The sequence below is a fragment of the Blastococcus sp. SYSU DS0753 genome, from assembly GCF_054051175.1.
In genome coordinates, this window is record NZ_JBJHAT010000004.1 from 21,407 (window position 1) to 33,931 (window position 12,525).

Here is a 12,525-nt window from a genome sequence, read left to right on the forward strand (position 1 = left end):
CGAGCCTGCGAGCGGTGAGGAGGACGAGGTCCTCTTACTGGAGGTAGCTCTCGACCTGCGGCTCCGGGCGGGGCTGGGCCTCGTCGGGGTCCTCGTCGTACTGCCGCTTGGCGCGGCGCTGCCGCAGCAGGTCCCAGCACTGGTCGAGGTCGGCCTCGAGCTTGCTCATGCGGGCCCGGGTGTCGTCGGTGTGCTCGCTGCTCTCGCGCAGCGCGTGCTCCTCGTCCACCAGGGCGTGGATGCGCTTCAAGATGTCCTGCTCGTCCATGCCCGGATCCGTGCCCGGGGACGCGGTCGCGAAACCGTGGCACCCGTGTCCCCGTGCGCGGTCAGCCCTCGCCGGGCACCCAGCCCTCCACGAAGGCGGCCAGCCGGCGGTGCACCGCCCCGCCCGCGCGGCCGAGGGCGAGCAGCGCGGCCCGGTCCAGCGGCACGCGCACCGTGCGCCGGCCGCTCGTCCGGGTGGCGACGGCGTGCCCCGCGGCCACCAGCTCGGGCCAGGGGCGGGACAGCTGCTCCCGGACGCGCTCCAGCGCCGCTGCCGTGGGCCCGGCGTTGCCCTCGACCATCGCCGTCACGAAGCCCGGGTCGCTGCCGATCACCCGGGTGCCGTCGCGGAAGCTGCCGGCGGCGAGGGCCAGGGCGAGGGGACCGGCGCCAGCCGCCGCGGTGGCGAGGGCCGCGGCGAGCAGGTGCGGGACGTGGCTGATCGCGGCCACGGCGTCGTCGTGCTCGGCGGCAGTGACCGGCACGACCTCCGCGCCGACCGCGAGCGCCACCTCGGCCACCCGCAGCCACCGCGGCAGCTCGGTGCCCGGCTCCAGGCAGAGCGCCCAGCGGGCCCCGGCGAACAGCTCCGGGTCGGTGGCCCCGTGCCCCGACCGCTCCGTGCCGCACATCGGGTGCCCGCCCACGAAGCGCCGGCCCAGGGCGGGTCCCAGCGCGTCGAGCACCGGTACCTTCACCGAGCCGAGGTCGGTCACCGTGGCGTCGGGGTCGACCGCCAGCCCGTCCAGCGCGCTCGCCATCGCCGGCAGCGGCACGGCGAGGACGACCACGCCGGAGAGCTCCCGCGTGATGCGGACGCCACGCGCGGCGGCGGCGTCCCGCGCGGCGGGGTCGACGTCCCAGCCGGACACGGGTCGGCCGGCGGCGACGAGCGCGGCGGCCAGCGAGCCGCCCAGCTGGCCCAGGCCGACGACGCCGACCGGGGGAGCGGGCATGGTCGGGACCGGGAACGACGGTGCCCCGCCGACGGGGGTGGCCCCGGGGCGGGCGGTATCGGCCATGATCAGAGGCTATGACGCCGACCCACCCGCTCCGTCGTCCCTGCACGCCATGACGCCCCGGTCGTTCCTGCTCACCCCCGAGCTGGCGGACTACGTGCGCGCCTCCTCCGACCCGGTGGACGAGGTGATGGCCGGCCTGATCCGGGAGACCGCGGAGATGGCCGAGCGCGGCGAGGCCCCGGCCACCATGCAGATCGCCCCCGAGCAGGGCGTGCTCATGCGGCTGCTCACCGCTGCGCTCGGCGTCCGGACGGCGATCGAGATCGGCACCTTCACCGGGTTCTCCGCGCTCTGCATCGCCCAGGGGCTGCCGGCGGACGGCTCCCTGCTGTGCCTGGACCGCAGCGAGGAGTGGACGGCGGTGGCGCGGCGGCACTGGGCGCGGGCCGGGGTCGCGGACCGGATCGAGCTGCGCCTCGGCGATGCCCTGGCGACGCTGCGCGCGCTGCCGGCCGCGGAGACCTTCGAGCTGGCGTTCGTCGATGCCGACAAGACCGGCTACGCCGCCTACGTCGAGGAGCTGCACCCGAGGATGACGCGCAACGGGGTGGTGCTCCTGGACAACACGCTGCGCGATGGGCGGGTGCTGGACCCGCAGGACGAGTCCGACCACGCGCTCGCCGAGCTCAACGCCGCGCTGGCCGCCGACCCCCGGTGGGAGACGGCGCTGCTGCCGCTCGCCGACGGCCTGACCGTGCTGCGGAAGCGATGAGCGAGGGCGCCGTGGCGGGACCGCCGAGCTACGCGGTCCGGGTGTCCCGCGTCGCCTCCCGGTGGGAGGTGGAGTTGCTCGCGGCCGACGCCGGTGACGAGTTGCCGGTGCTGGAGCGCGCGCTCGGCGAGCCGGGCACCGGGGGGTGGCCGCCGCCGTTCGTGCTGGTCGTCGACTCCCGGCTGTACTTCGTCGCGCTGCGGCACGGCCCCGGCGGCATGGTGCGGGCGCTGATCTCCGACGCCACGATGCTGGAGTGGGTGCTCGCCGCCGAGGTGGTGGAGCGCTACGGCATCGGCGTCGACACCGACGGCGCCTTCGACGACGACGAGACCGGCTGGCCCGGCGGCGACCTGGACCTGTTCGCCGACGACGGGCTGCCCGCCGAGGAGCTGCGACCGATCGTGACCGCCGACGACCTGTGGGCCGATGAGATGGTGGAGCGGATCGCCACCCGGTTGGGGTTCGCCGACGAGCTGGCCGCGGCGGTGCGGTCGTGACGGTGTCCGCGGTCGTCTTCGACCTGGGTGGGGTGCTCACCGAGAGCCCGATGGTCGCCTTCGCCGCCTACGAGCGGGAGGCGGGCCTGCCCGAGGGGCTGATCCGGCAGCTCAACTCGACCGACCCCGACACCAACGCCTGGGCGCGGTTCGAGCGCAACGAGCTGGACGTCGCCGGGTTCTGCGCCGCCTTCGAGGCCGAGGCCGCGGCGCTCGGCCACCGGATCGAGGCGGCGCGGGTGCTCGCGGCGCTGCAGGGGGAGCTCCGCCCGGCGATGGTCACCGCGGTGCGCCGGCTGCGCGCGGCGGGGCTGCCGCTGGCGCTGCTGTCGAACAACGTCGCGCCGATGGAGCGCACCGGTCGGCTGGGCGACCTGCTCGGGCTGTTCGACGCGATCGTGGAGTCCTCGGTCGAGGGCGTGCGCAAGCCCGAGCCGGAGATCTACCGGCGGGCGCTCGACCGGCTGTCGGAGGCGGTGGGGCGCCGCATCGAGGCCACCGACTGCGCCTACCTCGACGACCTGGGCATCAACCTCAAGCCGGCCCGGGCCCTGGGCTTCTCGACCATCAAGGTGGTCGACCCCGACGCCGCGCTGGCCGAGCTGTCGCGGCTCGTGGGCTTCCCGCTGGAGGAGGCGTGACGGCGATCCGGCCACGGCCACAGGTGTTCCCGCGAAGCTTGTGCCCTGCCCACCCCTGTGGGCAGGGCACGAGCTTCGCGGATCCTCCCGCGGAGCGTCCGTGACCGGGCCGGAACCCTTCGACGCCGCGATGGGCCGGGCGCTGGAGCTGGCGGCCGCTGCCGAGAGCTGGGGGGACACGCCGATCGGCGCCGTCGTCCTCGGGCCGGACGGGGCGGTGCTCGCCGAGGCGGCGAACGAGCGGGAGAAGCTCGGCGACCCCACCGCGCACGCGGAGGTGCTGGCCCTGCGCGCCGCGGCGCGGGTGCACGGCGACGGCTGGCGGCTGTCGGGTTGCACCCTGGTGGTCACGCTGGAGCCGTGCACGATGTGCGCCGGGGCCAGCGTGCTGTCGCGGGTGGACCGGGTCGTCTACGGCGCGGAGGACCCGAAGGCGGGCGCCGCGGGGTCGCTCTGGGACGTCGTCCGGGACCGGCGGCTCAACCACCGGCCCGAGGTCACCGGCGGCGTGCGGGCGCAGGAGTGCGGCGCGCTGCTACGTGCCTTCTTCCGCCGTCAGCGGGGCCTGTAGTCTCTTCGGCGGTGGCGTGTCCGAGCGGCCGAAGGAGCACGCCTCGAAAGCGTGTGAGGTGCAAGCCTCCGTGGGTTCAAATCCCACCGCCACCGCCAGCTGACGACGGCGGCGCCCCGCTGGGCGCCGCCGTCGTGCTGTGTGAGCCACCTCCCACCGCTCCCAGGGAACTGGCAGCCGGGCCACAGGGCTCCTGATCGTTCCGCCTCCACTCTGTCGAAGCCGCCATTGCGGCATGCAACCTTTCGACACCGCGGAGCGACGAATGTTCTTCACCTACCTGCGGCGCGAGCTGCGCCAGCGCCGCCGGCAGTCCCTGCTCGTCGCGCTCGGGCTCGGCCTGGCGATCGCGCTGGTCATCACCGTCACCTCGGTGACCGCAGGTGTGGGCGACGCGCAGGACGAGGTCCTGGAGTCCGTCTACGGCGTCGGCACCGACATCACCGTGAGCACGCCGCCCCAGCGCCCCGACGCAGCCGCCGGAGGCGGCGGGACGGCGGGTGGTCCGCCCACCTTCCAGTTCGACCAGGAGGGCACGGAGGCCGCCGGCGGTCGCCGCTCGTTCGACCAGGACCAACTGCGGACCTCCGGCGCCACGATGGACGCCGCCGCGGTCGAGAGCGTGGCCGGCATCGACGGGGTGAGCGCCGTCGCGGGGACGCTGAGCATGACCAGCACCAGCTTCACGGGGGAGATCCCCGACTTCGGCAGCGGGCAGATGCCCGCCCCCGGCAGTGCGGACGACGGCTCGGCGACCGGCCCGGGCAGCGGTGGTTCCTTCAGCGTCACGAGCATCGACATCGAGGGCGTCGACCTCACCGCCGAGGCCGTCGGCCCGCTGAGCTCCACGACGCTGGACGAGGGCCGCGCGCTCACCGAGTCCGACGCCGGTGCCCAGGTCGCCCTCGTGGACGCCACATACGCGGCGGAGAACGACGTCGCCGTCGACGGGACGGTCACCCTCGGGGGGACCGACTTCACCGTGGTGGGCATCGTCTCCTCCGCCTCGGCGTCGGCCACCACGGCGGCCGACGTCTTCGTGCCCCTGGACACTCTGCAGACGCTCGCCGAGCAGAGCGGTCAGCTGTCGACCCTGTACGTGCAGGCCGCGTCCGCCGACGTGATCGACGAGGTGCAGACCGCGATCGAGACCACCCTCCCCGACGCCATCGTCAGCACCGCCGACGACCTGGCCGGCGAGGTGTCCGGCTCGCTGTCCAGCGCCTCGGAGCTTGCTCGCACGCTCGGCACCTGGCTGGCCGCCCTGGTCCTGCTCGCGGCCTTCGTGCTCGCGGTCCTCTTCACGCTCTCCGGCGTGAGCCGACGGGTCCGTGAGTTCGGCACGCTCAAGGCGCTGGGCTGGCGCAGCCGCCGCGTCGTCGGCCAGGTGATGGGGGAGTCGCTCGCCCAGGGACTGCTCGGCGGCGCCGTCGGTCTGGCGCTCGGCCTCGGCGCGGTCCTGGTGATCAACCTGGTCGCGCCGGAGCTCTCGGCCACGGTGGCCTCCTCCGGTGCCGGTGCCGGTGCCGGTGCCGGTGCCGGCGCGGGTGGCCGCCCGGGCGGCTTCGGCGGTCCTGGGCGCGAGGCGGCGGACGCCGCGTCGGCGGTCGCGGTGACTCTCTCCGCCCCGGTCACGGTGACCACCGTGCTCCTGGCCGTGGCGATCGCCGTCCTCGGTGGGCTGCTGGCGGGCGCGGTCGGTGGCTGGCGTGCCTCGCGCATGCGCCCGGCGGAGGCGTTGCGCAGTGTCGCCTGAGCCCGCTGCCCCGACCCTGCTCCTTCCCACTCCGCCGGACCCGGAGGTCCCGATGTACGTCCTGAGCCAGACCGCGAAGCGCTACACCACGAAGAACGGCACCGTCGACGCCCTGCGCGACGTCGATCTCGCGATCGGCGCCGGTGAGATGGTCGCCGTCCAGGGGCCGACGGGCGGGGGCAAGTCCACCCTCCTGCAGCTGCTGGGGGCGCTGGACCGGCCGACGTCCGGGTCGATCACCCTCGACGGGCAGGAGCTCTCGGCCCTGGACGAGGGCGGGCTCACCGCGCTGCGCGCACGCACCATCGGGTTCGTCTTCCAGGGCTTCAACCTGGTGCCGACGCTCACCGCGCAGCAGAACGTCGAGACCGGTCTCGTTCCGCTCGGCGTGCCCGCCCAGGAGCGGGCCGAGCGGGCGGCCAGGGCGCTGGCCGACGTCGGGCTGGACGACCGCGCCGGCCACCTGCCCTCGGAGCTCTCCGGCGGCCAGCAGCAGCGGGTCGCGCTCGCCCGGGCGTTGGCGAAGGAGCCGCGGGTGCTGCTCGCGGACGAGCCCACGGGCAACCTCGACGAGCAGACCCGGGACGAGATCATGGAGCTGATCGAGCACCACTGGCGGGAGCGCGGGCTGACCGTGGTGATCGTCACGCACGACTCGACGGTCGCCAAGCGGGCCCAGCGCCGGATCTGGATCAAGAAGGGCGCGGTGAGCGAGCGGACCTGACCCCCGCCGGGCCGGGGCGGGCCGGGCCGACCCCGAGGGGGGTCAGAGCGGGACGTCGGAGTCGAGCACCAGCCGGCCGTCGTCGCCGACGGCGAAGGTGAGCCGGTGGCGCTCCCGGACGCGTTCGCCGTCCGGGTAGCGGAACTCGAAGTCGGCGATCGCGGTGGTCCCGCCCTCCTGCACCTCGACGTCCCTCACCCGCACGTCGCGGAAGTCGTCCCAGAAGTCCTGGTAGCCCTGGTAGCTGATGCTGTTCCGCAGCGTGGGGCCGGTCCGCTCCCAGGCGGCCGCCGGATCGGTGATGACCAACCGGTGGTACTCCCGCACGAAGTCGCGGACGTTCCGCTCGGACAGCGGATCGTCCCGGGGCCGGTCCTCGTCGTCGTCCTCGTCCTCGTCGTCCTCGTCGTCCTCGTCGGGGGGTGGGGAGGGCTGCGTCGGCTGCGTCGGCTCGGTCGTGGCCGTCGGCGACGGCTGCTCGCTGGTGGTCGCCGGTGCCGGTGAGGACGTCGCCGCGCCGCTCGCCGAGCCGGCCGGGTCCTCGTCGCCCGCCGTGGCGAGCCACACCCCGAGGCCACCGAACAGCACCGCGGCGAGGAGGCCGGCGGCCAGCCACGCCCCCCGCCGGCGGCGCCGGGGCGGTGCAGCCGTGGCGCCCGGTCGGTCGGTGGACGGGGGTGGGGCGGGTGTGCGTGCGGCCGCGGGGACGGGTGTGGGTGTGCGCGCAGCGGCGTCCGCGGCCGCCGCGCCGAACGCCGCCGTGCCGAACGCCCCCGCCGGGAAGACCGCCGTCCCGGCCGGGCCGGAGGACGGGCGCAGATCGGTCGGTGCGCGCAGCACCGTGGTCGGGTCGCCGTCGCGCCCGCCGGCAAGCGCGGCCAGCTCGTCGCGCACCTCGGTCATGGTCGGGCGGTCGGCCGGATCGGCGGCGAGCATCCGCTGCAGCGGCGCGGTCAGCGCACCGGCGCGGCGCGGGGGGCGGACCTGGCCACCGGCGACCCGGTGCAGCATGGCGAGCGCGTTCTCCTCCATGCCGAACGGCGGCACGCCCTCCAGGCAGGTGTAGAGCGTGGCGCCGAGGGAGAAGACGTCGCTGGCCTCGGTCATCTCCTTGCCCTGGGCCACCTCGGGCGCCAGGAAGGCGGGCGTCCCGGTGATCTGCCCCGTTCGGGTGAGCATGACGTCGTCGCGGGCGTGCGAGATGCCGAAATCGGTGATCTTGACCAGCCCGGCGACGCGGTCCCCCCGGCCGATGAGCACGTTGGCGGGCTTCACGTCCCGGTGCACGATGCCGGCCGCGTGGGTGGCGGCCAGGGCGTCGGCGACCTGGGCGCCGATCTGCGCCACCTGGTCCTCGCGCAGCACCCCCTCCTCGATGAGGACCGCGGCCAGGCTGCGCGAGGGCAGGTACTCCATCACCAGCCACGGCACGCCGTCCTCGAGGACGACGTCGTAGACGGAGATGGCGTGCGGATGGGTCAACCGTGCGGCGATCCGCCCCTCGCGCAGAGCCCGCTGGCGCTGGTCGTCGATCTGCCGCTCGCCGGCGCCCAGGGGGAAGACCACCTGCTTGACCGCGACCTGCCGGCCCAGCAGTTCATCGCGGGCCAGCCACACGGTGCCCATCGCGCCGCCGCCGATCTGCGCCTCCAGGCGGTAGCGCCCGGCGACGAGGCGGCCGGGCGCGGTGCCGGGTGGGGTCATCGGTGGCGGGGCGCGCCCGGTCAGACCGTGGAGGGCACGCCGTACCGGCGTGCGTACTCCTCCTGCGCGCCCACGGGCAGGACGTCGTACAGCTCGCCCAGCTCCGTGTGCACGTCGGCGTCGAGGTCGTCGAAGATGCGCTGCCAGGTGGGCGGCTCGTCGTAGCTGCGGGTGAGCAGCAGCTCCCACGCCTGTGCCTGGCGGTCGCGCTTGCTCCGCTCGGCGGCGAAGTCCGACAGGTAGCGGTCCTTCGCCGCCGTCTTCTCCGCCGCGGTGGCGCCGGCCGGCAGCGCCGCGGCGTCGCCGCCCTTGAGCACACCGACGATCGTCTCGACGACGTCCGGCCGGATCTCGTCGTGCTCGCCCATGTCCCGCGCCCTCCTCCTGTGCAGCCCGCAGGTGCGGGCCCTTCCCCGCCGACCACCCGGTCAACCGCTCTCCGGTGAGGATGCCGCACGCCGCCCCCGGGGGCCTCCCCGCGGTGTCCCGGCGAGCCGCCCGACGGCGCCCGGTACCATCGACGCCGTACCTGGAGGATTCGCCTAGTGGCCTATGGCGCTCGCTTGGAAAGCGGGTTGGGGGCAACCCCTCGGGAGTTCGAATCTCCCATCCTCCGCGGCAGGAACAGGCCCCGGTGTCCGCACCGGGGCCTGTCGCGTTCGGGGCGCGCGGCGGTGGCCGGCGACCGGTCCTCTACAGTGGTGGACGACCCCTCGCGTGGCGTCATCCTGTGAACCTCCCCAGGGCCGGAAGGCAGCAAGGATAAGCAGGCTCTGGCGGGTGCGCGGGGGGTCCTTCGCTGTGCCGCCGGCGGCCCCCGGACCGCACCGCGGCCAGGTGCCCGCCCCCTGGTGCGCGCAGCCGCTGCCCATGTCCCGGTCGGGAGCCCTCCGCGTCCCGCGACCGGTCCACGGCCGTGGCCACCGGCGTGCGCCGCCGTGTCGGGGCCGGCACGTAACCTCGCCCCGTGGCTCTGGCGCTCTACCGCAAGTACCGCCCGGCGACCTTCGCCGAGGTGGTCGGGCAGGAGCACGTCACCGCGCCCCTGGTGAACGCGGTCGACGGCGGCCGGATCAACCACGCGTACCTGTTCAGCGGCCCGCGCGGGTGCGGCAAGACGTCGTCGGCGCGGATCCTGGCCCGCTCGCTCAACTGCGAGCAGGGGCCGACGTCCACGCCGTGCGGCGTGTGCGCCTCGTGCGTGGCGCTGGCGCCCGACGGGCCGGGCTCGCTGGACGTCATCGAGATCGACGCGGCCAGCCACGGTGGCGTCGACGACGCCCGCGACCTGCGCGAGCGGGCGTTCTTCGCGCCGGTGAGCAGCCGCTACAAGGTGTACATCGTCGACGAGGCGCACATGGTGACCACGCAGGGCTTCAACGCCCTGCTCAAGGTGGTCGAGGAGCCGCCGGAGTTCCTGGTCTTCGTCTTCGCGACGACGGAGCCGGAGAAGGTGCTGCCGACCATCCGGTCGCGCACCCACCACTACCCGTTCCGGCTGGTGCCGCCGACGACGCTGCGCACCCTGCTGGAGAAGACCTGCCAGGCCGAGGGCGTCACCGTCGAACCCACCGTCTTCCCGCTGGTGGTGCGGGCCGGCGGCGGCTCGGTCCGTGACTCGCTGTCGATCCTCGACCAGCTGCTGGCCGGGGCCGGGCCCGAGGGCGTCACCTACAAGGGCGCGGTCGGGCTGCTCGGCGTCACCGACGACGCGCTGCTCGACGAGACCATCGACGCGCTCGCCGCGCACGACGCCCCGGGGGTCTTCCGGGCCGTCGACCGGGTGGTCGAGGCCGGGCACGACCCCCGCCGCTTCGCCACCGACCTGCTCGACCGGCTGCGCGACCTGATCGTGCTCGACGCCGTGCCCGAGGCCGGGGGCAACGGGCTGCTCGACTGCCCGCCCGACCGGCTGGACCTGATGAACCAGCAGGCCCAGGCGCTGGGCTCGGCGACGCTGTCGCGGATGGCCGACACCGTCCACGAGGGCCTCACCGAGATGCGGGGGACGACGGCGCCGCGGCTGCTGCTGGAACTGGTCTGCGCGCGGATGCTGCTCCCGGCCACCGACGGATCGGCCGCCGCGACGCTGCAGCGCCTGGAGCGGCTCGAGCGCCGGATGTCCATCGCCGGCGAGCACGCCGGGCGGCCGAGGGAGGAGACCGGCTCCCGCGAGGGCGCGCCGGTCGAGGCGGCACCGGCCCCCGAGCCGGACCGCGCCGCCCCGTCCGGCCCGCGACGGGAGTTCGTCCGCAGGTCGCAGGCGCCGGCCGAGCCGGCCGCCCCGGCGCGGCCGGAGGTCCGGGCGGCGCCGCCCGCTGCCGAGCAGCGGCCCGCGCCGGCCGCTCCCGCGCCGGCCGCGCAGCCGGCCGCTCCGGCACCGGCTGCGCAGCCGACCGCTCCGGCAGCGGCCGCCCGGCCGACCCCTGCCGCACCGGCCGCGGACGGCTGGCCCGAGACCGCGCGACCGGGCGGGGGCGCCCGTCCGGCGCCGGCCGACGACTGGCCGGAGACCGCCCAGCCGGGTAGCCGTCCCCGCACCGCGCCGTCCGCGGCTCCGCCGTCCACGCCCCCGCCGTCCGCACCTCCGGCCGGCGGGGACCCCGCCCGTCGCCCGCGGGTGACGGCGGAGGAACCGGACATCCCGCTGCCGCCGGAGCCCACCGACGACGAGGACTGGCCGCACCCGGCCCAGCCCGGCGCCGTCCGGGCCGCGGCCGCCCGGGTGGAGCAGCCGCGTCCGCCGGCGTCCCCGCCGCGGGCCGCCGCCGAGTCCGCGCCCGCCCCCCGGGGCGGGGAGCCGACGCCGGTCGTGTCGGCCAACCCCGAGGAGCCGGCCGGCGACGGGGAGCTGACCACCACCGACGTCCGCCGGGTGTGGCCGGAGCTGCGCGCCGTGGTGAAGAAGCACAAGCGCACCACCGAGGCGCTGCTGCAGAGCGCCCAGGTGCACCAGCTCGCCAACGGCGTCCTCACGCTCTCGACCGCCTCGCCGGCCCTGGCCCGGCGGCTCGGCGACGACCTGAACAAGGACGTGGTGCGCGACGCGCTCAACGAGCTGCTCGGCGTCCGCTGGCGGGTGGACGTCGTCGTGGAGGGCGCCGGCCCCGCCGCCGGCGGGCCCCCCGTGGCGCCGGCGGCGGCCCGCGAGGCGGCACGGGCGGCGGAGGTGGCCGAGGCGCGGGAGCTCATGGCCGAGCGGGCGGCGGAGAGCTCCGCCGGCGGCGACCGCGAGCCCGAGCCCGTCGTCGACCAGGAGCAGGCGGCCCTGCAGCTGCTCCGCGCCCAGCTGGGCGCCCGACCGGTCGACAGCTGAGGAAGGACCCCCTGCCCCGCCGCTCGCAGGCTCGCGACGGGTTCCGGCAGGGGGTCGACCAGCTCCTCGACGCAGGCGGCACGGGCGGCGCGCCGTCCCCTGTCGCAGGCGCGGCCTACTCTCATGGCATGTTCCCCGGAGGCCAGCAGCCCGACCTGTCGCAGCTCATGAAGCAGGCGCAGCAGATGCAGCAGCAGCTCGCCGCCGCCCAGCAGGAGCTGGCGGCCACCGAGGTCACCGGCACCGCCGGCGGCGGCCTGGTCTCGGCGACGATGACCGGCGACGGCGACCTCACCGCGGTCACCATCGCGCCGGACGCCGTCGACCCCGACGACCTGGAGACCCTGCAGGACCTCGTCGTCGCGGCCGTCCGCGACGCCAAGCGCGCCGCCGACGAGCTGACCGCCAGCCGCATGGGGCCGCTGGCCGGCGGCCTGGGCGGCGGCATGGGGCTGCCCGGCCTCTGATCGGGCGCGCCCGCCCGATCCACTTCGCAGCAGAGGAGCACCGTGTACGAGGGTGCCGTCCAGGACCTGATCGACGAGCTCGGTCGCCTGCCCGGCGTCGGGCCCAAGAGCGCCCAGCGCATCGCCTTCCACCTGCTGTCGTCCGAGTCGGCTGACGTCAGCCGCCTGGTGGCCGCCCTGACCCGGGTGCAGGAGTCCGTCCGCTTCTGCGTGACCTGCTACAACGTCGCCGAGGCGGAGCAGTGCCGCATCTGCCGCGACCCGCGCCGGTCCGACGACGTCCTGTGCGTGGTCGAGGAGCCCAAGGACGTCGTCGCGATCGAGCGCACCCGCGAGTTCCGCGGCCGGTACCACGTGCTCGGCGGGGCGATCAGCCCGATCGACGGCGTCGGCCCGGACGACCTGCGGGTCAAGGAGCTCATGACGCGGCTGATGGACGGCGCGGTCACGGAGCTGATCATCGCCACCGACCCGAACCTCGAGGGCGAGGCGACCGCGGCCTACCTGGCGCGGCTGGTCGGCCCGATGGGGCTCGCCGTGTCGCGGCTGGCCAGCGGCCTGCCGGTGGGCGGTGACCTCGAGTACGCCGACGAGGTGACCCTCGGCCGGGCCTTCGAGGGACGCCGCCGCATCGACGCCTGAGGCCGGCGCCTGGGCCGGGCGACGGGCGGGCAGCCGGCGGGGGACCGGCGGGTGAACGGCGGGAAAAGTCACGAGATGGTGTCGATGGGCGTCCGAGCCGCGCCGCCACGGACCCCGGCGTCCTAGGGTCGGGCTCCGCCTGGTGGACGTCCTGCACGTCCTCGGCTGCCCCGTCCGGAGCTCGTCCGGCCCGAGAGGGCCGA

13 protein-coding genes, 2 tRNA genes and 1 other RNA gene are annotated in these 12,525 nt (G+C 75.7%); 12 read left to right on the forward strand and 4 right to left on the reverse strand.

Features of this window, described 5'->3' with window-relative positions:
• Window positions 1–34: 34 nt before the first annotated feature.
• Window positions 35–268, reverse strand: a complete 234-nt coding sequence (locus ACI799_RS04805; protein ID WP_456591076.1) for a DUF2630 family protein — start codon at window positions 266–268, stop codon at window positions 35–37.
• Window positions 269–329: 61 nt separating this feature from the next.
• Window positions 330–1,289: a prephenate dehydrogenase gene (locus ACI799_RS04810; protein WP_456600543.1), complete on the reverse strand. Its 960-nt coding sequence runs from the start codon at window positions 1,287–1,289 to the stop codon at window positions 330–332.
• Between ACI799_RS04810 and ACI799_RS04815 the strand changes: the two genes are divergently transcribed.
• The 7 genes from ACI799_RS04815 (at window position 1,288) to ACI799_RS04845 (ending at window position 6,193) form a co-directional block, all read left to right on the forward strand.
• Window positions 1,288–2,001, forward strand: a complete 714-nt coding sequence (locus ACI799_RS04815) for an O-methyltransferase (RefSeq protein WP_456612538.1) — start codon at window positions 1,288–1,290, stop codon at window positions 1,999–2,001. The genes ACI799_RS04810 and ACI799_RS04815 overlap by 2 nt on opposite strands.
• Complete coding sequence (locus ACI799_RS04820; RefSeq protein WP_456612539.1) at window positions 1,998–2,501, forward strand: tRNA adenosine deaminase-associated protein; 504 nt, start codon at window positions 1,998–2,000, stop codon at window positions 2,499–2,501. Before ACI799_RS04815 ends, ACI799_RS04820 begins: the two co-directional genes overlap by 4 nt.
• Entirely contained in the window at window positions 2,498–3,142 is a 645-nt protein-coding gene (locus ACI799_RS04825) for an HAD-IA family hydrolase (RefSeq protein ID WP_456600544.1), read from the forward strand. The genes ACI799_RS04820 and ACI799_RS04825 overlap by 4 nt, the downstream gene beginning before the upstream one ends.
• Before the next feature lie 100 nt (window positions 3,143–3,242).
• Window positions 3,243–3,713 (forward strand): nucleoside deaminase, encoded by a 471-nt coding sequence (locus ACI799_RS04830; RefSeq protein ID WP_456591081.1) that lies wholly within the window; start codon window positions 3,243–3,245, stop codon window positions 3,711–3,713.
• A 10-nt stretch (window positions 3,714–3,723) separates the two neighbouring features.
• Window positions 3,724–3,811 (forward strand) — tRNA-Ser (locus tag ACI799_RS04835).
• 137 nt (window positions 3,812–3,948) lie between these two features.
• Window positions 3,949–5,469: an ABC transporter permease gene (locus tag ACI799_RS04840; protein WP_456612540.1), complete on the forward strand. Its 1,521-nt coding sequence runs from the start codon at window positions 3,949–3,951 to the stop codon at window positions 5,467–5,469.
• Between the two features lie 52 nt (window positions 5,470–5,521).
• Entirely contained in the window at window positions 5,522–6,193 is a 672-nt protein-coding gene (locus tag ACI799_RS04845; RefSeq protein ID WP_456591083.1) for an ABC transporter ATP-binding protein, read from the forward strand.
• 42 nt (window positions 6,194–6,235) lie between these two features.
• Here ACI799_RS04845 and ACI799_RS04850 read toward each other — a convergent pair whose 3' ends face one another.
• On the reverse strand, window positions 6,236–7,897 hold the full coding sequence (locus ACI799_RS04850; protein ID WP_456612541.1) for a serine/threonine-protein kinase: 1,662 nt from the start codon (window positions 7,895–7,897) through the stop codon (window positions 6,236–6,238).
• 20 nt (window positions 7,898–7,917) lie between these two features.
• Window positions 7,918–8,265 carry a hypothetical protein gene (locus tag ACI799_RS04855; protein WP_456612542.1) on the reverse strand — a complete coding sequence of 116 codons (348 nt, stop codon included), beginning with the start codon at window positions 8,263–8,265 and terminating at the stop codon, window positions 7,918–7,920.
• 163 nt (window positions 8,266–8,428) lie between these two features.
• On the opposite strand from ACI799_RS04855, the gene ACI799_RS04860 reads away from it, so the two are divergent.
• The 5 genes from ACI799_RS04860 (at window position 8,429) to recR (ending at window position 12,322) form a co-directional block, all read left to right on the forward strand.
• Window positions 8,429–8,513, forward strand: a tRNA-Ser gene (locus ACI799_RS04860).
• A gap of 88 nt (window positions 8,514–8,601) precedes the next feature.
• Window positions 8,602–8,697, forward strand: an RNA gene (gene ffs / locus ACI799_RS04865) — signal recognition particle sRNA small type.
• A 167-nt stretch (window positions 8,698–8,864) separates the two neighbouring features.
• Window positions 8,865–11,213: a DNA polymerase III subunit gamma and tau gene (locus ACI799_RS04870; protein ID WP_456612543.1), complete on the forward strand. Its 2,349-nt coding sequence runs from the start codon at window positions 8,865–8,867 to the stop codon at window positions 11,211–11,213.
• 128 nt (window positions 11,214–11,341) lie between these two features.
• Window positions 11,342–11,680, forward strand: coding sequence for a YbaB/EbfC family nucleoid-associated protein (locus ACI799_RS04875; protein WP_456591087.1), 339 nt, complete (start codon window positions 11,342–11,344; stop codon window positions 11,678–11,680).
• Window positions 11,681–11,722: 42 nt separating this feature from the next.
• A complete protein-coding gene (gene recR, locus ACI799_RS04880) occupies window positions 11,723–12,322 on the forward strand; it encodes a recombination mediator RecR (protein WP_456568695.1) in 600 nt (199 codons plus the stop codon).
• Window positions 12,323–12,525: the final 203 nt, after the last annotated feature.